Here is a 23,340-nt window from a genome sequence, read left to right as displayed (position 1 = left end):
AGAAAGATTTCTCCTACACCCGCACCTCCGGCTCCCGCCGCCGGCACACCAGTTTCTCCACAAACTCGGTAGCCGGGGCGGACAGGACGCGGCTGGGGGCGTCGCACTGCTGCGCCACGCCCTCCTCCATCACCAGCGTCCTGGTGCCCAGTTTCATGGCCTCCTCGATGTCGTGGGTGACAAAAAGCACGGTCAGGCCCCGCTCCCGGTGAATCCGCAGGATCTCGTCCTGGAGCTGTTCCCTGGTGATGGCGTCCACAGCGCCGAAGGGCTCGTCCATAAGCAGGATGTCCGGGGCAGCGGCCAGAGCCCTGGCGATGCCCACCCGCTGCCTCTGGCCGCCGGAAAGCTCCCTGGGAAACCGCCCGCCAAGATCTGCCGGCAGGCCCACCAGGGTCAAAAGCTCCTGCGCCCGTTTCCTCCGCTCCGCCTTCCCCCACCCGGCGGTCCCGGAAATGGTGGGAACGTAGGCGATATTTTTCTCTACGGTCATATGGGGAAAGAGGCCCACATTCTGGATGGCGTAGCCGATCTGACGGCGCAGCCGCACCGGATCCGCCTGGGCCACGTCCTCCCCCTTTACCAGCACCCGGCCGGAATCCGGGCTTATGAGGCCGTTTACCAGTTTCAGCGCCGTGGTCTTTCCGCAGCCGGACCGGCCGATGATGGTGAGGAATTCTCCCTGGCTGATGTCCAGGGAAAATTCCTTCAAAACCGGCTGGCTGCCGTAGGCTTTCGATACCTTTTCAAACCGAATCACCGGCTCTCCCATGAATTATTCCTCCAAAAGTCCCTTCTGTACCAGGAAATCCCTGGCCACATCCTTCTCGTCCTTTCCTTCCACCTCAACCTGGTAGTTGAGTTTGGCCATCTCGCCGTCGCTTAAGATGCCGTCCATCTCCATGAGCACGTCCTCCAGTCCCGGGAACTTCTCCAGGGCGTCCTGGCGCACCACGGTGGAGCAAAAATAGTTCACCTGCAGGTGCTTGTCATCCTCCAGAGCTTTTACGTTCATGGCCTCATTTCCCAGCTGGGCGTCGGTGGTGTAGGCGTTGGTCACGTCGATGTCCCCGGAGGCCAGAGCCTGGTACTTTAAGCCGATGTCAATGTCCGCCACCTTGCCGAACTCCAGGCCGTAGGTGTCGCACAGAGCCGGGAAACCGTCCTCCCGCTCCAGATAATCAGGGTTGCCGCCAAAGGTCAGCTCTCCGGCCACAGCCGCCAGATCGCTGGTCTTTTCCAGGCCGTACTCCTCCGCCACTTCCCCGCGGACCACCACCGTATAGGTGTTGTTAAACCCGTAAAGACCCAGCCAGGTCATGCCGAATTTCTCCTCGTACTGCACCTTCAGGGCCTCGAACATCTCCTCGTCGCTCATACCTTCCGCGGAGTTTCCCAGCACCAGCACCCAGCCGCTGGAGGTGTACTCCGGATACAGGTCAAACTCCCCCTTTTCCATGGCGGGCTGAATATTGCTGGTGCCGCCGCCGATGCCCTTGGTGATCTCCACGGAATAGCCCGTCCCATCCTCGATAAGCAGGCCCAGCATTTCTCCCAGGATGTACTGCTCCGTCATGGGCTTGGTGGCGATGCGCACCGGGCCGGCGTTTTCCCCGGCGGAGGACTCCGCCTCTGTTTCCTGCGCGGACTCCGCTGCCGCGGCAGTCTCCTCCGATGCCGCAGAAGTCCCCTCACCAGCTCCTTTTCCGCCGCAGCCCGCCGCGGAAACCATTACAGCCGCAGCCAGAGCTGCGGCAAACCACATTTTTCTGTTTCTCATTGTCAGCTACCTCGTTTCTTAAAATATTTTTCCAGTTTTCCCAGAATCAGATCGAAGACCAGGGCCAGCAGGGCGATCAGGATGCTGCCGGCCGCCGTCATGGCCGGGTTGTAGATCGTGATGCCCCGGTAAATGGCCACTCCCAGGCCGCCGGCTCCCACAAAGGAGGCGATTCCAGCCACGGAAATGGTCATCACCACCATGTTCCTCACCCCCGCCAGAATCACTCCGGCAGCCATGGGCAGCTTGACCCGCAGAAGGGTCTGGAGCCTGGTGCTCCCCATGCCTCTGGCGGCCTCCAGAATGTCTCCGTCCAGGGTGGTCAGCCCCACGTAGGTGTTTCGCACCATGGGCATAATGCCGTAAATGGTCAGGGCGATCACCGCCGTTTCATTTCCGATGCCGCTAAAGGGGATCAGGATTCCCAGAAGGGAGATGGCGGGGATGGTGTAGAGCACGTTGCAGACTCCCATCACCGCCGGAGCGATCCGCGGATGCTCTGAGATCCAGATCCCCAGCAGAAGGCCGATGGTAAGGGACATGGCAATGGCGCAGAGCGCCAGGGTGACATGGTCGGCCAGCAGCCCGGCAAACCAGTCCGCCCGTTCCTCATACAGCCCCAGGATCGACGAAAGCAGTTCCATCATCTCTCATTCCTCCGTCACAGCACCTTGCTCAAAAAGCTTTTCAGCCTGTCATTTTTCGGGTTTCCGAAGAACTCCTCCGGCGGCGCCTCCTCCACGAAGTTTCCTCCGTCCATAAACATCACCCTGGTGGCAATCTCCCTGGCAAAGCCCATCTCGTGGGTCACCACCACCATAGTCATCTTATCCCGGGCCAGATCTCTCATCACGTTTAACACCTCGCCCACCATTTCCGGATCCAGGGCGGAGGTGGGCTCGTCAAAGAGCATGACGTCCGGTTTCATGCACAGGGCTCTCACAATGGCGATCCTCTGTTTCTGCCCGCCGGAGAGCTGGCTGGGATAGGCCTCCGCCCGGTCAGCCAGGCCCACCCGGGCCAGCAGCTCCATGGCAGCCCCCTCCGCCTCCTCCCGGCTCTTTTTCTGCAGCTTCATAGGAGCAATGGTGAGATTTTTCAAAATGGTCATATGGGGAAACAGGTTGAAGGACTGGAACACCATGCCCATTTTCTGGCGGTGCCGGTCGATGTCCGTCCCCTTGTCCAGAATGTCCACGCCCTCAAAGTAAATATTCCCCTCCGTAGGCTCCTCCAGACGGTTCAGACAGCGCAGGAACGTACTTTTTCCGGAGCCGGACGGCCCCACCACAAACACCACGTCCCCCTTGTGAATGTCCACGCTGATGTCCTTTAACACCTGGGTTTTGCCAAACGCCTTTCCCAGGCCCTTTACCTGGATCAACGGTTTTCCTTCCTCAATGCTCACTCTGTCTTAACCTCCTCTCAAGCAGTTTCACGCCCTGGGTCAGCACAATGACGCAGACCAGGTAAATCGCCGCTACCGTCAGCAGCGGGAAAAACGGGTTAAAGGTCCGGCTTCTCACAATGTCTCCCGCCTTCGTCAAATCCTGAAGGGCAATGTAGCCGGATACGGACGTCTCCTTCAGCAGGGCGATAAACTCGTTGCACAGGGCGGGAAGCACGTTTTTAAAGGCCTGGGGCATGATCACGTACCACATGGTCTGAATGTAGTTAAAGCCCAGGCTGCGGCCGGCCTCCATCTGCCCGTTGTCGATGGACATGATGCCGCTGCGGAAGATCTCCGCCACGTAAGCCCCGGAATTGATGCCGAATGCCAGCACGGCCACGGGAATCTTATTTCTGGCGCTGGCCAGGATGATGTAGAAAATGATCATCAGCTGTACCACCACCGGCGTACCGCGGATAACGGTGAGATAGATGCCGCAGAGGAAATTGCAGAATTTCAGCTTGTGCGTCCGCTCGTGAGTGGCGCGGATGGTTCCCACCACCAGACCGATGACTACGCCCAGCAGCACGGCAAACAGGGTGATGATCAGCGTCACCTTCAGGCCGTCCGTATAGTATTTCCAACGGTCATCCTTGATAAAATTCAGATAGATGGCTTCTGAAAAATTTTCCCACATGATGCTCTTTGTCTCTCCTCTCTCCGGCTGTAAAAGTCCCTTAACGCAGAAAGAATTGCGTCCCTTCCGAAACGCAATTCTCATCAGCTCTCTTTGCTTTACTCTGCCGGAATGTACTTATTCATGATTGTATCAATTTCTCCGGATTCCTGCAACTCTGTAATCGCCGCATTTACTTTTTCCAGCAGCTCCGTGTCCTCTTTTGCCAGCACAGCCGCGTAGGACTCAGTGCTCAGGGCATCGCCCACCTGCTTGATCTGACCCTCGTTCTCCGTTAAGAACACCTTTGCCGGCGCTCCGTCGATGATCACGGCGTCGATCTTGCCCGTAAGCAGGGACTGAACTGCCTCAAAGTAGGAATTGTAACGCTCCACATTCTCGTCTCCCACCATGTCCGTAGCGGTCATCTCGCCGGTGGTTCCCGTCTGAGCGCCGATCAGCTTGCCCTCTAAATCGTCAGCGGACGCGATCTCGCTGCCTTCCGCCACCAGGATCACCAGAGAAGATGTGGCGTAGTTCTCAGAGAAATTGACGGAGGCCGCGCGGTCCTCGTCGTAGCTGATGGCCGCCAGGCCAATGTCTGCCTTGCCGCTTACAACGGAAGGGATGATGGCGTCGAAGGCCATATCCTCGATATGCAGCTCCATGCCCAGTTTCTCAGCGATCGCCTGAGCGATCTCCACGTCAATGCCGATGATGGCGTCTCCCTCGTGGTACTCCCAGGGAGAAAACTCCGCGTTGGTAGCCATTACCAGCACGCCGCCCTCTGCGCTCTCCTCCTCAGACGCTGCCTCAGTCTCCTCTGCGTCAGACTCCTCCGCAGCTGCCGCCGTGGTGGTCTCCTCAGCAGCCGCCGTAGTCTCCGCCGCGTTTGAGCCGCAGCCTGCCATAGACGCGGCAGCCATCACTGCCGCCATTGTCAGTGCAAATACTTTCTTTTTCATAATGTTTCTCCTCCGTTTTAAATATCTATGCACATTTTTGCATATTTATTAATTGTGTCTTTTCTTATTATAACCTTAGTTTCAAAAAAATCAAGTCCTTTTTCCGAAATTTCTTGCGCCGTCCCATCCTGCATATTATAATAACACCCAGATTCCACAGACAAGGAGCGGCAAAACTATGAAAATCATCGTAATCGACGGACAGGGCGGAAAAATGGGGAAATGCGTGGTAGAGCAGCTGAAACGGGCGAGGCCGGAGCTGGAGCTCATTGCCCTGGGCACCAACAGCATCGCCACCTCGGCCATGCTGAAGGCGGGGGCCTCCGCCGGAGCCACCGGGGAAAATCCGGTGATTGTCAACAGCCGGGACGCGGACATCATCATCGGCCCCATCGGCATCGTGATCGCCGACGCCCTCCTGGGGGAGATCACCCCCGCCATGGCCGTGGCCGTAGGCAGCAGCCCCGCTCAGAAAATCCTTATTCCCTCCAGCCGCTGCCACCAGTTCGTGGCCGGCTGCCGGGAGCTGCCCCTGGGGGACTACATAAAGGATGTGGTGGCGCGGGTGGAAATGCTTTTGGACGGCAAAGGCTGACAGGCTGACGGTGCCGTTTTCGCCCAAAGAAAAGCTGCTGTTTTCCACAGGCGGAGCGGGGCGCGGGACCGTTTTCCACAACACTGCACAAAATCCATAGAAAAACCGGGAACCATTCCCTGGCACGCCAGGACGAATGGATTCCCGGTCTTTTTTTGTCTCTCTGTCCCGTTTTTTGGTATCCGGCTCCTACAGTCCGGCTCCCGGACCAGCGGGAGATTCCCCACCGGAACCCTGGGCAGACTCTCCCGGGCCGGCCGGCCCGGAAGGCTCCGGGGCCGGGGTGGTGGGCGCCGTTTCCGCGGGCTGAGTGGGCTGGGTCTCCGCAGGCTGAGTGGGCTGGGGAGCGGTGGGCTGAGTCTCAGCGGGCTGGGACGGCTGGCTCTCTGCCGGCTGCGTCTCCGTAGGCTGGGTTTCCGCGGGCTGAGTCTCCGCCGGCTGGGTCTCCGCCGGTTTCGTGCTTACCGGAGTGCCGTCCGCCCTTGTGGTGACGGTCTGTTCCGTCCCCGCCAGCTCATAGCAGAGCACCGGATCCCCCTGGGAGATGTTCTCGTAAATCACCTTCGCCACAGACGGCGGCAGGTTCACACAGCCGTGGGAGCCGCCGGTCTTATAGAGGGTGCCGCCGAAGGCATCTCTCCAGCTGGCGTCATGCAGGCCGATTCCGCCGTTAAAGGGCATCCAGTAGGAAACGGGCGTGCGGTAGCCCTCGCCCTTCAAGGTAGCATTTCTCTCCTTATAAGTCAGGGGATAGGCCCCCGGCGGCGTGGTCCAGCCTCTGGAGGTGTTTCCGGATACGAAGTCCGACTCCACTAAAAGCTTTCCGTCCTTATAAAAGAACAGATGCTGAGCGGTTAAGTTGATTTCCACATAGGTATCGCCGTAGTCGTTTTCCCCGTGGCTGGCTCCCTTCTGGGAGTATACCGGCTCTCTGGAAACGCTCTCTCCCGCCCGGATCACGTTTAACAGCTCCGTCTTTTCCTGGGCCTGGTTGATTCTCCAGCCGTAGTTTCCCTTGGAAATGGTCACTGTAGGGCCGTAGGAGGTCTTCAGACTCTTTGCCCGGTAAGCCGTATTGTATTTCGTGGCCAGGGTCTGGACGTACTCCGCGGCCGCCTCGTCGGAGATAATCACCTGGCTGCCGTCATCGTAGAGCCACTGGCTGATGGCCTCACCGTTTAACACCTCCGTCTTGTCCCCGAAGGTGTAGGTCACCGTCACCCCGGCGTAGCGCCTGTACTCCTCCAAAAGGGCAACCAGGCTCTCGTCCTCTTCCGTCACCGACGGGGCGGTGTATACCCCGGCCTCGTCCAGGGAGAGGCTGGTCTGCAGGCTGGTGACCGCCGCGGCCACCGCCGTTTTCAGCAGCTCCTCATCCGCCTCATTTCCCTCCGTTTCCGGCACAATGGTATAGCCCGTTCCCGGCTCATACTGAGAAATTCTGGCGTTCTGCGGTTTCTCCGTTTTCGTCTCATCCAGGCAGTCCAACGCCTCGATGGCGGCGTCAAGGGCGCCCTCGTCGTAGGAGACGAGAGCCTTGATCTCCCGCTCCGTGCCGCCGATCCAGGCAGGGAGCCAGGCATAAGGGTTCTGGGCCTCCAAAAGGGCCTCCAGGCTGCCGTCAAAGCCGGCCTCCAGGCCGATGGACGCTCCCGTAATGCTCTCCGTCCTTCCGCCCCGCTCCTCCAGCACCAGCACGTAGCCTTCCACGCCCTCGGCGATCATGGATTTTACTTCGTCCACCGTCTTTCCCGACACGTTCATGCCGTTGATGACGGTGCCGTTGAAAAAGGTGCTGCGGTATGTGGTTCCAATATATATGTACGCGCCCGCGGCCACCGCCAGCACCGCGGCCGCGGCAATGGCCGCTTTGCGTCCCATCCCGCGGGAGTGCCCGGAAGAAGGCTGCTGGGACGGCACAGGAGATGAAGGCTTGGGCCCTGCACTGACGCCGGCAGCCGCGGCCTCCGTCTTCCTCTCGGGATTTCCGGCAGCGGCCGGGGTTCCAGCGGTCTCTTTTTCCGGTCTGGCTCCGGCGGTTTCCTTTCCGAACGGTTCGTTCCCGCGGGGCTTTTCCCCGTCTGCCTCCCTCTGCTGTTCCGCCCGCAGCGTCTCTCCGCCCGTCCCCGGCTTTCTCCGGCTCCGTCCTCTGACTCTTTCTGTCTCCGCCGCCTGGGGCGTTTCTGTCTTTTTAAACAATGAATCCATCCTCTCTCTTTTCTTTTATCCCTCCATCAGATGAAGGTTGCGCAGCGCCCCGTCCCGGATGCGCTCCGTCACTGACAGGGCGTGGGGCTCCAGGTATTCCCAGTCTCCCGACGTCAGGCCCTGCCGTCTGAGCTCTTTCGCCACAGCACCGCAGATTTCCTCAATCAGCGGCCCGCCGTCTCCTCCCTCCGTCAAAAGCCGCTCCATGGACGGACGCAACCAGCCAAGGACCGGCAGCTCCCCCATGGCCCGGAGCATCCACTTGTAATAAGGAGTATAACGGTTATTTAACAAAAATACCATGGAAATTCCTGCCTTTACAAATTCTGCCGCGGCCAGGGCGGCCGCTCCCGCCTCCCCGCGTTTCCGGCAGCGGCCATAATTGTACTGGCCGGACTGGGCCATGAGGGCGGCTCTGGCGGCAATTTTTTTCAGCCGCACATCCTCCGGATACCCTTTTTGCAGAATGTTCCGGATCCTGGAAAATTCTCCCAGATCGTCCCGGAACACCTCCCCGTTCACCGCCTGTGCCAGGGCATACTCGGGAATGGCAAGCCACTGCTCCGCCTCCTCCGGCACGCCGGGACAGCCGATCATGTTCCCGTAAAATTCTGAAATTTCCATAACACCCTTCCGGCGGCCGCCGAACAGACTGGTTTTCTCCTTTTTCACGCCCTGAAACTCCTCCGGCAGCTTTCCGTAAGCCCGGAACAGACGAAAGCCTATGACCTCCCCGTCCTCCGGCGTAAGCCACAGGCAAAATCCCGCCTCAAAGTCGTGGTCCCTGGACAGCTCGTCGTCAAATCCAAAGCACTCGGAGCCTTCCCCCGCCAGTCCCACGGCAATCCGCCCCGCGTACTCCGCGAATTCCTTCTCAATCATGGGTTTCCCGTAGGCCTCATAGTAGGCTCTGGCCAGCTCAAGCCCCTTCATGCTGTTCATGGCGTATTCCTCCGTAAATGGCCTCCGCTCGCCTTTTCAGCTCCCGTTCCGCCAGAAAATATCCAAAATGCCCGAAGGTGGGGGCGCATTTTGTACAGGTGAAGGCGTAGTAGCCGTCCCGTTTGCAGTCCGGACCGTCAAGACAGGCAAGGGCCCGGTTCAGACAGTCCCCGGTCCGCTCCTCCCGCCTGGAAAGATCCCTCTCCTTTTTTTCATACAGGCAGGCCAGGTTTACCCAGGTCACCGCCAGCTCCATCTCACTTTCCGGCAGCTCCTTTAAAACCGCCATCGCCCGCCGGTAATAGCTCTCCGCCTTCTCGTACTGTCCCATATCCGTCCAGGCCAGGGACAGATTATTGTAAAGCCCGGCAAACCGGTAGTCTCCCGGCTCCAGGAGGCGGTTAAAAATCCGCTCCGCCTCCCCGTAGTAAGGAAGGGCCTCCTCCGTGACCCCAAAGGCCTTCATGGTGGTGGCCGCGTTTAAAAATGTGGTTCCTCCCGTCACCGTCCGCTCCATCCCGTGGTCCCGCACCAGGCGGATCCCCTCCGCGGAGGCCGAAAGCCCTTTCTCCTTTTTGCCGCTGCTCCTGTGAAATCCCATAAGTTCATTTAAAATGGTGAGCCTGGCCCGCCAGTCCCCCATTTCCGCCGCCCGTTCCAACCAGGCCTCCAGATGGGTCTCCGCCTCGTCTGCCCTGTTTTGCTCCAACAGCCGGTCCAGCTGCCGGATCACGTCCTGAACGGGGATCTGGCCTTCCTGGTGGCTTTCGTGGCGCCTTCCCCCGGTCACGGCTGTTTCACCGCCCAGGAGAGCACCGCCGCCCACACCGTCTCATTCTGAGGCCACACCCGGCTCCACTCGCTCACCGGCATGGGACAGGAAACGGAGCCGACCTCCACCGTAACGCTGGGGATGGGCCCTTCCTTGATCTGCACCCAGTCCTTGTAGCCACCGCCGCCGCTGGAGTCTATCAGCCGGTAGCCGGTGATTCCCGCCACCAGATCCGCCAGCTCCTTTGACTGGGGCTGCACTTTATTTCCCTCGTAATCCCAGTAAATCACCTCTCCCATGGAGTGGTAGTTTAAAATCAGGGACCATTGATGCTTATTCGCCAGGTTTACTAAAGCCATGGACTCCGGTTCGGAGCAGGCCCCCGTCCCCCGGTAGCCCGCGTAAGACGGGTGGCCCAGATCGTTTAAATTCTCCCATCCGGCATCAAAATTGCTGTTTAAGTCCACGCCCCGGCCGTTGGCTTTCCAGTAGGTCAGGTAGCGGTCAATGCTCATGACCGTCCTTCCCTCCGCCAGATCTTTGTCGTAAGCCTCCTGGATGGTCTGCCGCAGCTGGGGAGAATTGATCCCCTGCAGTCCAAACTGGCTGATGGAAACGCCGTCCGGATTCACCATGGGCAGAAAATGAACCGCCGCCTGGCTGAAAAGCTGGGAATAGGAAACTCCGTCCCAGTTCCCCGTATAATACTGGGCCAACGCCGTTTCCAGCTGTTTCATCACCAGCAGGGGGGTCATGTACTCCCTTCCGTGGATGGCCCCCTGAATCATCACGTGTTTCCCGGCGCTCTGATTGCCCACCACGATCTCGTAGAGGTTGCGCCCATCGCAGGAGGTGCCGATCACGTTCACCGTCATCAGGTTGCCGTACTGTCTCTGCAGCTCCCAGATGTCCTGTTCCATGTCGGAGTAGGAATATTTTTCCGCCGCCCGCACAATGCCCCAGTCCGCCGTCATTTCACTGGGGGTAGCCGTTCCCGCCGGCCGGGTCTGCCCCGTTTCCAGCGTAATCAGCCCGTCTCCGGGGCCCGCCAGAGCGGAAACCGGTGTACACAGGGCCATAGCCACTGCCAGAGCCGCCGCTTTTATCTGTAATTCGCCAAATATCTTCATTTCTCTGCCGCCTTCCGTAAATGTAAAATCGTTAGTTTTTAGAATACCACATTTTTCCGCAAAAAACTCTTACACTTCTCTTAATAAATCGCGGGCATCTAACTTTTCGGGGAAACGAAAGGACAGAGGCTGTCCCCGGAGTCTCCGGTTTTTGCCTCTGTCTTATATGGCTGATATTCCCTTTACTTTTCGCTCTTGGGAGCTAAGTCAGCGGGACGCATACTTAAGTTTACTCTGCCCATCTTGTCGATCTCGATCACCTTTACGGTCACCTCGTCGCCGATGTTCACCACATCCTCCACTTTGCCCACTCTCTTATCGGACAGCTTGGAAATGTGCACCATTCCGTCCTTTCCGGGAGCCAGCTCCACGAAGGCGCCAAAGTTCATGATGCGCACCACTTTGCCGTTCATCACCATGCCCGGCTCCAGCTCGGTCACGATGTTGCGGATAATGGAAATGGCCTTGTCGATCATCTCCTTGTCGGTGCCGCACACATTTACAGCTCCGTCGTCGGTGATGTCGATCTTCACGCCGGTCTCCTCGATGATCTTGTTGATCACCTTGCCCTGCTTTCCTACCACGTCGCCGATCTTGGACGGGTCGATCATGATCTGCTCGATCTTCGGAGCGTAGGGGCTTAATTCTTTTCTCGGCTCCGCGATCACCGGTTTCATCACGTTGTCCAGGATGTGGAGTCTCGCCTCTCTGGTACGGGCGATGGCCTCCTCGATGATCGGGCGGGTCAGGCCGTGGATCTTGATGTCCATCTGGATGGCGGTGATGCCCTTGTGGGTTCCGCCTACCTTAAAGTCCATATCGCCGAAGAAGTCCTCCAGGCCCTGGATGTCGGTGAGAACGATGTAGTCGTCGTCCGTCTCGCCGGTCACCAGTCCGCAGGAAATACCGGCTACCGGTGCCTTAATGGGAACGCCGGCTGCCATCAGGGACAGGGTGGAGGCGCAGATGCTAGCCTGAGAGGTGGAGCCATTGGACTCCATGGTCTCGGACACGGTACGGATGGCGTAGGGGAATTCCTCCTCTGTGGGCAGCACCGGCACCAAAGCTCTCTCTGCCAGTGCTCCGTGGCCGATCTCCCGGCGTCCCGGACCTCTGGAAGGTTTCGTCTCGCCTACGGAGTAGGACGGGAAGTTGTAGTGGTGCATATATCTTTTGGACGTCTCGTTTACATCCAGACCGTCGATCTTCTGGGCCTCAGAAAGGGGCGCCAGGGTACAGGCGTTTAAAATCTGGGTCTGACCGCGGGTAAACATACCGGAGCCGTGTACTCTGGGCAGAAGGTCGATCTCCGCCGCCAGGGGACGGATCTCCGTGATGGCGCGGCCGTCAGGACGCTTGTGGTCCTTTAAGATCATCTTGCGGACGGTCTTTTTCTCATATTGGTAAATGGCGTCTCCCAGCAGAGCCAGCCACTCCTCGTTCTCGGCAAACGCCTCCTCCAACTTTTCGGTGATGGCGGCGATGTTGCCCTCTCTCGTCTGCTTGTCGTCGGTGAAGACAGCTTCCTCCATCTCCTCCGGGCTGACGATCTCTTTAATAGCAGTAAACAGCTCCTCCGGAACGGCGCAGCTCTCATAGCTGTGTTTCTCCTTGCCGCACTCTGCCACGATCTGGTCGATGAATTTGATGATCTCCTGGTTGACCTCGTGGGCCTTAAAGATGGCGTCGATCATGGTCTGCTCCGGCACCTCGTTGGCTCCGGCCTCGATCATGATAACCTTCTCCCTGGTGGATGCCACGGTGAGGGCCATGTCGGAAACCCGTTTCTGCTCTGCGGTGGGGTTGATGATGAACTCGCCGTCGATCATTCCCACCTGAGTCATGGCGCAGGGGCCGTCAAAGGGAATGTCAGAAATGCAGGTGGCGATAGCGGAACCCAGCATGGCGGTCAGCTCCGGGCTGCAGTCCGGATCCACGCTCATTACCAGGTTGTTTAACGTCACGTCATTGCGGTAGTCCTTCGGGAACAGCGGGCGCATGGGGCGGTCGATAACGCGGGAGGTGAGAATGGCGTTCTCAGATGCCTTTCCCTCTCTCTTATTGAAACCGCCGGGGATTTTGCCCACGGAGTACATTTTTTCTTCATATTCCACGCTTAAGGGGAAGAAATCAATTCCCTCTCTCGGTTTCGCGGATGCGGTGGCCGTGGAAAGCACAACCGTATCGCCATAGTGCATGAATGCGGCGCCGTTTGCCTGAGCCGCCACTCTGCCGATGTCAACTGTCAGCGTTCTGCCTGCCAGTTCCATGGAAAAACTCTTATACATGGTCTGTCTCCTTTTCCTTAATAAAAACAATGTTTCCTGCCGGTCCCTTCAGGCAGAAGACGCCGAAACTACTGAGCAGCCCAGGAGACAGTTCCTGTCCTCCTCAGCGGTCTCGGACCATGCTTCTGCCGGATGCCCTCGCGCTCTGCTGCAGAACCTTCCGGTCCCGGCGGCCCGTCCCGTATAAAGCCTTTATACGAAACGTAGGGTGGAGTCTGTTCTCCACCCTAAGCCTTTGTCCTATTACTTTCTGATGCCTAACTTCTCGATCAGAGTACGATAGCCTTCCAGATCGTTCTCCTTTAAATAGTTTAAGAGACCACGTCTCTGTCCTACCATCTTCAGAAGTCCTCTCCTGGAGTGATGATCCTTCTGGTTCTTCTGTAAATGCTCGGTCAGCTCGCTGATTCTTGCGGTCAGCAGCGCGATCTGCACCTCCGGTGAACCGGTGTCTCCTGCATTTCTTCCATACTCTGCGATAATAGCAGCCTTCTTCTCCTTTGAAATCATGTCGATTTCCTCCTTATTCTTCATAGATTCTCACCGCTTACCAAGCCTCCGGTTGGAGCCTCCAGGAAACCGGGCAGACGGCGTTTGCCTGTTTGCATACTTAGTGAGTGTAGCATAGGAATGGGGATTTGTCAATTTTAAGTTTTTGGGGGAGATCCTTTGGGAGGAAATCTCTCTTTCTATATTATTTCTATTTTGTGTCGAAAAATCCGATCCATTATCCTGCCATTCTTTTACAGGGCTTTGTGAAGCAGAAAGCAAAACAAGAAAGCAAGGAATCGAACAAATGTTTGATTTTTACTTGACACGGCTGTGATTCGATGGTACAATGCGTTTAAGCAGTACCGGTATTCAATATGGCAAAGACCGTTGGATACGGTTCGCATTTCTCTCTGGACGTGCTGATGGGCTGTTCCAGTGGAAATTACCTGCGTGCCATCACACACCTCCCGATCGTCTTGGAATCTGATTCAATCATTTCTGGAACTTAGACGCGTATTTACGCCTGATCATCAGGAACTCCCCCTTCCCGAACACCGGAAATGATCTCTTTCCAATCTGGCTCATCCGTTTTCCAGATCAGAGACCGCTCACCAGGCTGCGGGCCAATTTGGCTCTCGGCAAAACGCAGATGGCAAGCCGTTCCCACCTCACGGATTCCCCACAATCACCCCGCACCCAATCTTCTCCCCCGCGTCTCCCGCCGGCTGGCTGGTGAAATCGTCCCGATTCCGATGGATGACCACGGAGCGGCCGAGAATGTCCTTAATTTGAAACCGCTTGTCGTAAAACGCGCCCCAGGCGTAGCCCTGGTTTCCCAGCAGGGGCAGAAGGTCGCCGGCGTGCTGCGGGTGGGGAAGGCCCGCTGGATTGTAATGATTGCCGGTTTTTGTAAACTGATGGGAACAATCTCCTGTTTCATGAATGTGAAGGGCATAAAAATCTGAGGAGCCCTGACTGGAAATGTTTGGCAGGCCAAATATTTCCGTTTCAATCAGAACTCCTCCATAAATCGTATCATAAAATTTCACCAATCCGCTTAACCGCGGCGCGGCCGCTCCTCCCCGCACCCAGGCGGCCGCCTGAGGGCGGTTTTCCGCAAGAAGGCCGGCAAATGTGGTTCCCGGTGTCTGAGACTGCTGCATAGATTGCCTCTGAAATCAGTTTCTTCCCTAAAGAATATGCCGGTCAGGCGCCGTTGGTTCCGGCCTTTTTCACGTGGACATCCATACTGCCGGAGCGGAATCCCTCCAGATCCAGGGTAACGTACACAAATCCCAGACCTTTTAACGTCTCCACCAGCTCCTTCCGCACGGAAAGCACTTGCTCAAAGCGCTCCGGATCTGCCTCAACGCGGGCCACCTCCCCGTGCAGGCGCAGGCGGACATTTCCTCCCACCAGCTCCCGGAGCGCAGCCTCACCAGCCTCAATCCGCTCCAGAATCTCATAGTCCAGCCGGGCACCGTAGGGCAGCCGGGTGGCCATACAGGGCGTGGACGGCCGGGTGGCGGCGGAAATCCCGTATTCCGCCGCGAGCCGTTTCACCTCCGCCTTCGTAAAACCGGCCTCCGCCAGAGGGCTTTTTACCCCCAGCTCTTTCACAGCCCGGATCCCGGGGCGGTATACGTGGAGATCATCCTCGTTCGTCCCTTCCATTACTATGGACGCCTTTTTTTCCGCGGCAAAGCGGAGCAGATGGCTAAACAGCTGCTTTTTGCACAAATAACAGCGGTCCGGGGGATTGTTTCGGATCTCGTCTATCTCCAGCTCGTCCACGGCGATGACCTGGTGGATGCCGCCAAGCTCCATTGCCACCCGTTTCGCGTTTTCCAGGTCACAGGCGGGATGGAGACGGCTGTCGAAGGTGACGGCGTACACCTGCCGCCCGGTTTTGCCCACGCTGTCCACCGCCAGCTTTAAAAGAAGGCTGCTGTCCACCCCGCCGGAAAAAGCCAGGCAGATGTCCTCTTTTCCATATTCCCCCACGATGGCGAGAAGACGGTGTTTCTTCTCCTCCCACAGGGCGGCGCTCATCGGTTTTCCTCCCTGCTGCGCTCTGCCGCTCTCTTGATCCTGTCGTAGGCCTCCTGGAAGGACAGCCCGCTGTTTTCACAGATCGCACGAACGCTCTCATATTCCGGATAGCAGAACCAGCGATCCCCGCGGCCGCAAAGCTTTGCCTTCGCCTGGCCCCAGGCCGTCTCCACCGTCAGCTCCCGACGCTCCAGCACCGTGCGCTCCACAGGATAGCGGCGGATGCCGATGGTGGTCGTGTGACAGAAGATGATCTCCTCCAGCATTTCCCGATCCCTTTCCCGGCACATAACAGATAACTCATAGGCAGGGCGGTTCTTCTTCATCTGAATGGGGGTGCAGTAAGCGTCCAAAGCTCCTGCTTTCATCAGCTTTTCCAGGGTGTAGCCCAGGGCTTCGCCGGTGCAGTCATCAATATTTGTCTCCAGTTTCCAGAGCACATCCCGTTTTTCCTCCTGGGGACGCAGGATCATGGCCCGGAGAATGTTGGCGTTTTTAAAGTCCTTATTTCCCGCGCCGACGCCGATTTTTTCTATTATATACCGTTCCGGAAGATCTTCTCCGCAGCTTAAGGCGGCGGCAATGGCAGCGCCGGTGGGGGTCACCATCTCCCCGTCGTTATCCGTAAGGCGCAGGTTCAGGCCGTGGGCCGCCGCAATATTAGCCGTAGCCGGAACGGGAACCGGCATCACGCCGTGCTGGCAGCGGACGTAGCCGTGGCCTTCCGCCAGAGGGGACACAATGACCTTTTCCACTCCCAGATCGTCCAGCAGCACCGCAGTGCTCACAATGTCCACGATGGAGTCCACCGCTCCCACTTCGTGGAAATGAACCTGCTCCACCGGAAGGCCGTGGGCCTTGGACTCCGCCTCCGCCACGATCTCAAAAATCCGGCGGGCCATGGCTTTCACCGCCTCTTTCTCCTGGAGACGGTCGATGAGGGCGTAAATATCGTAAAGGTTGCGGTGGATATGAGGGTGGGGGTGGCTGTGGCCTTCTGCCGGCTCATGGCTGTGGTTATGGCTGTGCTCATGGTGCTCATGGCCATGTTCTTCTGCTAACTCATGGCTGTGGCTATGGCTGTGCTCATGGTGCTCATGGCCGTGGCCTTCTGCCGGCTCATGGTTGTGGTTATGGCTGTGCTCATGATGCTCATGTCCATGGTCTTCTGCTAACTCATGGCTGTGGCTATGGCTGTGCTCATGGTGCTCATAACCATGGTTTTCCGCCGCCTCATGACTATGGCTGTGCCCATGATTCCCATGGCTATGACCATGTCCGTGTCCATCTCCGTGCCCGTGCTCATATCCATCCTCCTCCAGATGGACGTCAAAGTCGTAAGCGTCAATTCCGCATTTCAGCTTTCGTCCGAAGTGGAGATGATACCCGCCGACGCCCATACTCTCCAGTGCCCGCTCCAGCCGGGCGCGGTCGGCTCCCAGATCGAGGAGGGCTCCTACGGTCATATCGCCGCTGATTCCGGAATAGCATTCCAGGTATAAAATTTTTCCTCTGTTGTTTTCCATATCATTTCACCGCCAGTCTGTTGATTTGTGTGCTGAGATAGCCTGCGCCGTAGCCGTTGTCGATGTTGACCACGCTGATGCCGTTGGCACAGGAGTTGATCATGGTAAGGAGGGCGGACAGCCCGTTAAAGTTGGCCCCGTAGCCTACGGAGGTGGGAACGGCGATCACCGGATTTTCCACCAGCCCAGCGATCACCGTCCCCAGGGCCCCTTCCATTCCGGCCACTGCCACCACACAGTTGGCTTTCTGGATCCGTTCCCGCTGGGACAAAAGCCGGTGAATTCCCGCCACGCCTACGTCGTAAATCCGGTCTACAAAACTGCCGAAAAACTCCGCCGTCTGGGCCGCCTCCTCCGCTACTGGAATATCCGCGGTCCCTCCGGTACATACGGCGATGCAGCCGGTTCGCTCTTTATCCTCCCGCTCCACCTTTAAAATCCTGGAAACCGGGTCGTACACCACCTCAGGAACCGCAGCGCGCACCAGCTCATACTGCCGCGCATCCGCCCTGGTGCCCAGTACCTCTCCGTTTCTCTCCCACAGGTTTTTAAAGATCTGCACCAGGTACTCATCCGGCTTTCCCTGGCAAAACACGGTTTCCGGAAATCCGGACCGCAGTTTCCGGTGGTAATCCAGCTTGGCATACCCCAGATCTTTGTAGGGCAGATCCTTCAGCTCGGTTTCCGCCTGCTCCAGGCTCATCTCCCCGGACTGTACCTGCAAAAGCAGCTCTCTTATCTCCATTTCGTCTCCTCCAATCTCATCTGTCCAAACGCTCCACCCGCGTGCACACCTGTTTCAGCAGGCCGTCCGCGTGACTTACCACCAAAAGGCCGATTCCCCTGGCGGCGGTTTCCTCTAAAAGAAAGTTCCAGATCTGGCTCTGAGTAATGAGATCCAGCATAGTGCTGATCTCATCCGCCAGCAAAAACCTGGTTCGCTCTCCCAAAGCCCTGGCAATGCAGAACCGCTGCAGCTCGCCTCCGGACAACTCGCCGGGAAACCGGTTTTCCCAGTCCTTCTCGATTCCCAGGCCGCGGATCACCCGCTCCGGGATGTGATCTCCCTCCGCCAGCACCGTTTTCATCCTTCGCCTGGGATTCACCGACAGCTCCGGGTGCTGCCACACCATCTGCACCGGGCAGTAGGGGCCATAGCTCCCTAAAGGACGGCCGTCCAGCAGCACTTCCCCGGCGTCTGGACGCTCATACCCGGCCAGGATTTTGCAGAATGTGGTCTTTCCAAACCCGCTGGGGGCCGAAAGCCCCACCCGCTCCCCGCTGCCCACGGATAAACTGACCTGATTTAAAATCTGCCGGTTTCCATTGTCATAGCGAAAGGAAATGGTTTTTGCCTCCAATATCACAGCGCAGCCTCCTCTCGTAAGGACGGTTCTTCCTGCCCAAACGCCCACTCCCTCCAGCGCAGGCAACGCACGCCTCCCCGGTCCGTCCGCTCAAAAGGCACCGCTCCGGCGCACTCCCCTTTCGCCCGTTCGCACCGCGGCCGGTAGGGGCAGCCGGAGGGCAGCTCCTTCACATAAGGCTGGTTTCCCGGAACGCTGGAAAACCCGTGCTCCGGCATAGCCCGGTAAAGAGCCCTGGTATAGGGGTGATAAAGGGTCTCCTCTCGGCTAAAGCTGCGGCTGTCCGTCTCCTCGATGGCTGTGCCCGCGTAAAGCACCACCACCCGGTCCGCCACCTGGAGAGCCAGCTCCAGATCGTGGGTGATAAGCAGCACTCCAGCACCTTGTTCCGCCATTTCCCGAAAATGGCCCAGCACCCGCCTGGCCGCCTCCAGATGCAGTCCTGGCGTCGGTTCATCGGCAATCACCAGCTCCGGCTCCTCCATAACCGCCGTAGAGATCAGCACCCGTCTGGTCATGCCCCCGGAAAGCTGAAACGGATAAAGAGGTTCCGTTTCCGGCCCCAGGCCGTAACTTCCCAGCACCCGGCGGCATTTTTCCAGGATGGCAGGCCCCTTTTTGCCCTTTCGCACCTGTTCTCCCACCTGCATCAGGGGATCCAGATAGGATACGCTCTGGGGCACCAGCACGATGTTTCTCCCTCGAAGTTCCCGTTTCCGGCTTTCCGTGAGAGGTTCGCCCTGATAAAGCATTTCCCCGGATGAGGACGCGTTGTAGGGGAGAAGGCCCATAACCGCATGGGCCAGCAGGCTTTTTCCGGAGCCGCTGGAGCCGATTACCGCCACCAGCTCTCCCCGGTCCACCGTCACGTTCAAATCCCGGATGACCGGCAGCTCCGTCTGATGCAGCCCTTTTTCGTATTGGGTAAATGAGATGGAGAGTCCCCTCACCTCAAGCAAATGTCCTTCCATGTCCTCTCCTTTCTAGCGGTGGGCGTTTTCCGGGTCCAGTAAGAGCAAAAGCCCTTCGCCCAGGAAGTGAAACAAGAGCACCACTCCCGCCAGCAAAAGTCCCGGAAACAGGGCCAGCCACCACTTTCCCATGACCAGGTATTTCATACTCTCCGACAGGATGATTCCAATGGCCGGCTCCTCCGGCGGCAGCCCGAATCCCAGAAAGGTAATGCTGGCCTCGTGAAGGATGGCGTGGGGGAACATGAGCACCAGCCCGGTCACCAGCTGAGGCAGCAAATGTGGCGTCATATGGAAAAATGCCACCTTCAGTTTCCCATGGCCCAGCCGGGCGGCGATTTTCACGTAGTTGCTCTCTTTTAACTGCAGAACCTCCCCCCGGATCAGCCGGGCCAGAGAAGTCCAGTGAGTGAGGGAAATTCCCACCACCACGCCCCAAAATCCTTTTCCGCAGGCGTAGGAAATGAGAATCAGCAGCAAAATGTGGGGAATCCCCATGACCAGATCAATCATGCCGCTGATCACCCCATCCGCCGCCTTCCCGAGCACCGCGGCAGCCAGACCCAGGATAAAGGCGATCACAGCGCTGACAGCGGCGGTGAGAATTCCCAGGCGGATGCTGGAGGAAAGGCCAGCCACAGTCCGCAGAAGCATATCCCGCCCCATAAAATCCGTGCCGAAGGGATAGGACAGGCAGGGCGCCAGATTTTTTCTGGAAAAATCCGTAGCTGAGGCCGTTTCCCCGAATGCCCAGCCCGCCGCGGTCACCAGAACCAGCAGGAAAAGAGAAACGGCCATAAGTACCGCCATCCTCTGGCGGCGGTTTCGTATCTTCATGATTTCCGCCTTCCTTTCCGCATCCTTGGGTCTATGAGACCGTATAAAATGTTGGCCGCCGTGTTTCCTCCAAACACCAGGGCGGCGCTGATCACCGTAATTCCCATAAGCAGGGGCACATCGCTCCCCAGTCCCGCCGTCACCGCGGCCTGTCCCAGGCCTGGATAGGAAAATACCTGTTCCACCAGTACCGAACCGCCAAAAATCTCGCTGACAGAGCCAAATTGCAGGGTCAGGGCAGGCAGGGCGATGTTCCGCAGGCCGTGGCGCAGGAGAATGGAGCCTTCCGACTCTCCCCTGGCCCTGGCAAAGAGCACGTAGTCGCTCTCCATCACCTCCGCCAGCTTTTCCCTGGTGTGCAGGGCAATGTTGGAAATCCCCGTCAGGCTCAAAGCCAGGGCCGGCAGAATCATATGGATCACCCGGTCCCCCAGGCTCACCTCCGCGGCAGCCGTCCCAATGGGCACCGCCAGTCCGATGGGCAGCCATTTCAGCCACACCGCGAACACCATAAGGAGCACCATGGCAATCCAGAACGCCGGTGTGCTGGCGGTCATCAGGCAGTAGCCCGTCACCAGCTTATCTGCCAGCCCGCCCCGTTTCCGGCCAGCCAGGATGCCCAGAAGAAAGCCGATGGCGCCGGACAGCAGCCAGGCGGCAGCCATAAGCCATACGGAGTTTACAAAACGCTCGCCGATCACCTCGGCCACCGGCCTGCGGTACAGAAGGGAAACGCCCAGATCTCCCCGCAGAACGTCCTTCGCCCAGCCTGCGAAACGGGAGAGCGGCGGCACGCCCACACCCCAGTATTCCCTCAGCTTTTCCACCTGCTCCGGGCTCATGGCGCCCAGGGCGGTCTGGCCCACGTTGGTGGTCAGGGGATCCACGGGAGAGATGGACAGCAGCAGAAATACTGCCGCAGCCACAAAAACCAGCAGCACCATCATACGTATGAGCTGTCCGGCGATCCATTTCGCGTTGTCCATGTTTCTCTCCTCCTCGTTCTGTTTTGTGATTCTGTCCAGCGAACCCGCTCTGTGCCGGTTCCAGGCGCTGGTACACTCACGGATTAGCCGGCTGTTTCACCGGTGAGGCCTCCCAGGCTCTACCATGCTTTATCACGTTTTCCCTGCTTTGGGATTCACCAGGCCGCAGGATATTCGTCCTACTCCCAGCTCCACTGATCCACATTATTTACAATGCTCCAGCCGTGGCCGTGGGGGTGCAGTTTCTGCTCCGCCACCTTCAGGCCTTCGCGGCTCCAGTAGAGGTGGTCAATGTTCACCAGCCAGATCCACGGGATGTCGCCGTCCGCCGTCACGCCCGTTTCCCCGTCCCACTGGGCTTTTTTCCAGAGCTCATAGGATTCCTCCAAACTGCTGCTGGCCAGGGCCTCGTCCATGTACTGATCCACGGTTTCGTTGAAATACGGGGAGTACTGAGCGTATGTTCCGCCTGGGGCGGTGTGGTAAATGTTATAAAGTTCCATCGGGGTGTGGGCGCCCCAACCCCAGAGCATGGGGGTGGACTGAGCCCTGTCATAGGCCACATCCCAGCCAACGCCCTCCACCGTCACATCAATGCCCAGCTCCCTCAGCTGGTTCGCCGTGTCCTCGGAAAGCGCCTGGCGGACGGAATCCCCCGCGGAATACATAAGGGTAAATTCTGCCTTTGCACCGTCCTTTTCTCGGATCCCATTGGCTCCCATGACCCAGCCGGCCTCATCCAGCAGGCGGGCCGCCTGTTCCGGATCATAGGTTACCTGGGCCGCCTCGTTGTACCAGGGCATTTTGTCGCAGATGCTGTAGGCAGCGGTTCCGTAGCCGTTCAGCACGTTCTGGATCATTTCTTCCCGGTCGATGGCCAGATTGATGGCGCGGCGCACATTGACATCACAGGTAAAATCATTTCCCAGGGGGACGCCGTTTTCATCCGTGGAACCTGCCGGGATAGCCGGAAGGTTAAAGCCCCGGTTGTCCACCGTCTCAAAAGCCAGCAGATTATAACCGTCCACCGTCAGATCTCCGTAGGAGGCGGCTGTGTAGGCCAGATCCGCCTGGCCCGCCATCACCGCCGCGAAGGCCGCGTCCTCCTCCATAAACAGGATCGTCACCTGTTTCATCTTCGGCGCCTCCCCGTAGTAATCGGGATTGGCCTCCAGGATCACCTGCTGGCCTTTATCCCATTGTTTCAGCATATACCGTCCGGAGCCCACAGGATGCTGCCCGTAGTCCGGGCCGTAGGCGTGTTCCGGTACGATACCCACAATCGCCATGGTGTAGGGCCAGATGGAATACGGGCGGTTCATGTGAAATTCCACCGTGTCGCCGTCCACAGCCACCGCCTCTTTTAACATGGTAAAGTCGTTGACAGAGCTGGTGTCCCGCAGTGTGTTGTAGGTAAAGGCCACGTCCTCCGCCGTCAGAGGCTCTCCGTCTGTAAACGCCACGCCGTCCCGGATGTCCACCGTCCACGTGAGGCCGTCCTCGCTGACCTTCATATCCGTCGCCAAATCATAGGCAATCTCCAGATCCGCTGTGGTCACCGTCAGCGTGCTCTGGATCAGAGGCTCATGAACGTGCTCGCCGGCGCCCCAGCCGTAGGCCGGATCAAATCCTGATTCTGGCTCGGAGGTAGGGCCCATGACCACTACCACAGAGTCTTTCGCGGTGCCTTCCCCGGCCGCGGCTGCTCCGCCGGAAGACGAACTGGCGCCGGATTCCGCCGCCGCGCCGGGAACTCCCGATTCCCCTCCGGGAGCCCCGGTATTTCCGCTGTTTTCCGTTCCTGTCCCGCCGCAGCCTGCAAGCAATCCGGCCGCCATGGCCGCGCAGAGGGCGATCCCTGTGATTTTTCTGTATTTCCTGCTGTGTCGTTTTGTCATCTTCATCCTGTCTCCTTTCCGTCCGCAGGTCTCCGCCTGTGTCCGATGACGGATCGCGGGATAGTTCGCCGGAACCGGCTCTGTGCCGGCGGTCCCGTTTCTCATGAAACTGCTCCCCTCGCCAGAACCTTGAATGTCATCCGCAGGCGGCGCCGTTTCCTGCCGCACAAAGAGTGTGCGCACCAACACACACTGGAGGCTTTTGCGTCATAGGAGACGCAGTTTCCTAGGACACAAAAAATACCAGAAAAAGACGCTCTCTCCGAGCAATTTCCCTTCCTGGTACAATTTCTTTCCTATAAAATTATATTAGAATGACATCCTATATTCCGTTTAACAATCCCATTTCACAATGGCTGTATTTGGAAACAGCGCTTTGTAAATCTGATCCATTCTATGTAATAATAACCGATGCGGAATCCCCCTCCCGTTTCACGTTCCAAAGAGTTCGATTCCAGGCCCTTC

General features: G+C 58.2%; 22 protein-coding genes. 1 reads left to right on the top strand and 21 read right to left on the bottom strand.

All coding sequences use genetic code 11. The annotated features are described in order from the left end of the window. Positions 1-13: 13 nt before the first annotated feature. The 6 genes from B5E84_RS11090 to B5E84_RS11065 form a co-directional block, all read right to left on the bottom strand. Positions 14-772 carry an ABC transporter ATP-binding protein gene (locus B5E84_RS11090; RefSeq protein ID WP_087222672.1) on the bottom strand — a complete coding sequence of 253 codons (759 nt, stop codon included), beginning with the start codon at positions 770-772 and terminating at the stop codon, positions 14-16. A 3-nt stretch (positions 773-775) separates the two neighbouring features. Further along, on the bottom strand, positions 776-1,780 hold the full coding sequence (locus tag B5E84_RS11085) for a glycine betaine ABC transporter substrate-binding protein (RefSeq protein ID WP_087222670.1): 1,005 nt from the start codon (positions 1,778-1,780) through the stop codon (positions 776-778). Between the two features lie 2 nt (positions 1,781-1,782). Continuing rightward, positions 1,783-2,424, bottom strand: coding sequence for an ABC transporter permease (locus B5E84_RS11080; RefSeq protein WP_087222765.1), 642 nt, complete (start codon positions 2,422-2,424; stop codon positions 1,783-1,785). Positions 2,425-2,441: 17 nt separating this feature from the next. After that, entirely contained in the window at positions 2,442-3,188 is a 747-nt protein-coding gene (locus B5E84_RS11075) for an amino acid ABC transporter ATP-binding protein (protein ID WP_330374232.1), read from the bottom strand. Further along, positions 3,178-3,867 carry an amino acid ABC transporter permease gene (locus B5E84_RS11070; protein WP_087222761.1) on the bottom strand — a complete coding sequence of 230 codons (690 nt, stop codon included), beginning with the start codon at positions 3,865-3,867 and terminating at the stop codon, positions 3,178-3,180. The genes B5E84_RS11075 and B5E84_RS11070 overlap by 11 nt, the downstream gene beginning before the upstream one ends. A 98-nt stretch (positions 3,868-3,965) precedes the next feature. Continuing rightward, positions 3,966-4,811, bottom strand: coding sequence for a transporter substrate-binding domain-containing protein (locus tag B5E84_RS11065; protein WP_087222668.1), 846 nt, complete (start codon positions 4,809-4,811; stop codon positions 3,966-3,968). 178 nt (positions 4,812-4,989) lie between these two features. Between B5E84_RS11065 and B5E84_RS11060 the strand changes: the two genes are divergently transcribed. Then, positions 4,990-5,406, top strand: a complete 417-nt coding sequence (locus B5E84_RS11060) for a DUF3842 family protein (RefSeq protein WP_087222666.1) — start codon at positions 4,990-4,992, stop codon at positions 5,404-5,406. Positions 5,407-5,595: 189 nt separating this feature from the next. Here the strand turns inward: B5E84_RS11060 and B5E84_RS11055 are convergent, their stop codons facing one another. The 15 genes from B5E84_RS11055 to B5E84_RS10985 form a co-directional block, all read right to left on the bottom strand. Then, positions 5,596-7,614, bottom strand: coding sequence for a L,D-transpeptidase family protein (locus tag B5E84_RS11055; protein ID WP_242963355.1), 2,019 nt, complete (start codon positions 7,612-7,614; stop codon positions 5,596-5,598). A 15-nt stretch (positions 7,615-7,629) separates the two neighbouring features. Continuing rightward, positions 7,630-8,556: a DUF4037 domain-containing protein gene (locus tag B5E84_RS11050; protein WP_087222664.1), complete on the bottom strand. Its 927-nt coding sequence runs from the start codon at positions 8,554-8,556 to the stop codon at positions 7,630-7,632. Continuing rightward, positions 8,534-9,346: a tetratricopeptide repeat protein gene (locus tag B5E84_RS11045; RefSeq protein ID WP_242963354.1), complete on the bottom strand. Its 813-nt coding sequence runs from the start codon at positions 9,344-9,346 to the stop codon at positions 8,534-8,536. Before B5E84_RS11045 ends, B5E84_RS11050 begins: the two co-directional genes overlap by 23 nt. Beyond that, positions 9,343-10,458 (bottom strand): M14 family zinc carboxypeptidase, encoded by a 1,116-nt coding sequence (locus tag B5E84_RS11040; protein WP_087222662.1) that lies wholly within the window; start codon positions 10,456-10,458, stop codon positions 9,343-9,345. The genes B5E84_RS11045 and B5E84_RS11040 overlap by 4 nt, the downstream gene beginning before the upstream one ends. Before the next feature lie 182 nt (positions 10,459-10,640). Continuing rightward, positions 10,641-12,746: a polyribonucleotide nucleotidyltransferase gene (locus tag B5E84_RS11035; RefSeq protein ID WP_087222660.1), complete on the bottom strand. Its 2,106-nt coding sequence runs from the start codon at positions 12,744-12,746 to the stop codon at positions 10,641-10,643. A gap of 243 nt (positions 12,747-12,989) precedes the next feature. Further along, the gene (rpsO, locus tag B5E84_RS11030) at positions 12,990-13,256 is read right to left on the bottom strand and encodes a 30S ribosomal protein S15 (RefSeq protein WP_087222658.1); all 267 of its coding nucleotides are present in this window, start codon (positions 13,254-13,256) and stop codon (positions 12,990-12,992) included. A gap of 650 nt (positions 13,257-13,906) precedes the next feature. Further along, entirely contained in the window at positions 13,907-14,401 is a 495-nt protein-coding gene (locus B5E84_RS11025) for a superoxide dismutase family protein (RefSeq protein WP_087222656.1), read from the bottom strand. Positions 14,402-14,444: 43 nt separating this feature from the next. Further along, complete coding sequence (gene larE / locus B5E84_RS11020; protein ID WP_087222654.1) at positions 14,445-15,290, bottom strand: ATP-dependent sacrificial sulfur transferase LarE; 846 nt, start codon at positions 15,288-15,290, stop codon at positions 14,445-14,447. Then, a complete protein-coding gene (larC, locus tag B5E84_RS11015) occupies positions 15,287-16,816 on the bottom strand; it encodes a nickel pincer cofactor biosynthesis protein LarC (RefSeq protein ID WP_087222652.1) in 1,530 nt (509 codons plus the stop codon). The genes larE and larC overlap by 4 nt, the downstream gene beginning before the upstream one ends. Before the next feature lies 1 nt (position 16,817). Then, a complete protein-coding gene (gene larB / locus B5E84_RS11010; protein WP_087222650.1) occupies positions 16,818-17,561 on the bottom strand; it encodes a nickel pincer cofactor biosynthesis protein LarB in 744 nt (247 codons plus the stop codon). 16 nt (positions 17,562-17,577) lie between these two features. Next, complete coding sequence (locus B5E84_RS11005; RefSeq protein WP_087222648.1) at positions 17,578-18,183, bottom strand: ABC transporter ATP-binding protein; 606 nt, start codon at positions 18,181-18,183, stop codon at positions 17,578-17,580. Continuing rightward, entirely contained in the window at positions 18,180-19,154 is a 975-nt protein-coding gene (locus tag B5E84_RS11000) for an oligopeptide/dipeptide ABC transporter ATP-binding protein (RefSeq protein ID WP_087222646.1), read from the bottom strand. Before B5E84_RS11000 ends, B5E84_RS11005 begins: the two co-directional genes overlap by 4 nt. Positions 19,155-19,166: 12 nt before the next feature. Continuing rightward, positions 19,167-19,991 carry an ABC transporter permease gene (locus tag B5E84_RS10995; protein ID WP_087222644.1) on the bottom strand — a complete coding sequence of 275 codons (825 nt, stop codon included), beginning with the start codon at positions 19,989-19,991 and terminating at the stop codon, positions 19,167-19,169. Next, positions 19,988-20,977 (bottom strand): ABC transporter permease, encoded by a 990-nt coding sequence (locus tag B5E84_RS10990; protein ID WP_242963353.1) that lies wholly within the window; start codon positions 20,975-20,977, stop codon positions 19,988-19,990. Before B5E84_RS10990 ends, B5E84_RS10995 begins: the two co-directional genes overlap by 4 nt. Before the next feature lie 179 nt (positions 20,978-21,156). Then, on the bottom strand, positions 21,157-22,881 hold the full coding sequence (locus tag B5E84_RS10985) for an ABC transporter substrate-binding protein (protein ID WP_442911397.1): 1,725 nt from the start codon (positions 22,879-22,881) through the stop codon (positions 21,157-21,159). Positions 22,882-23,340 lie beyond the last annotated feature (459 nt).

It is taken from the genome of Lachnoclostridium sp. An14 (assembly GCF_002160755.1).
Taxonomy (GTDB): Bacteria; Bacillota; Clostridia; order Lachnospirales; family Lachnospiraceae; genus Lachnoclostridium_A.
This window is presented reverse-complemented; position numbering and strand designations above follow the sequence as displayed.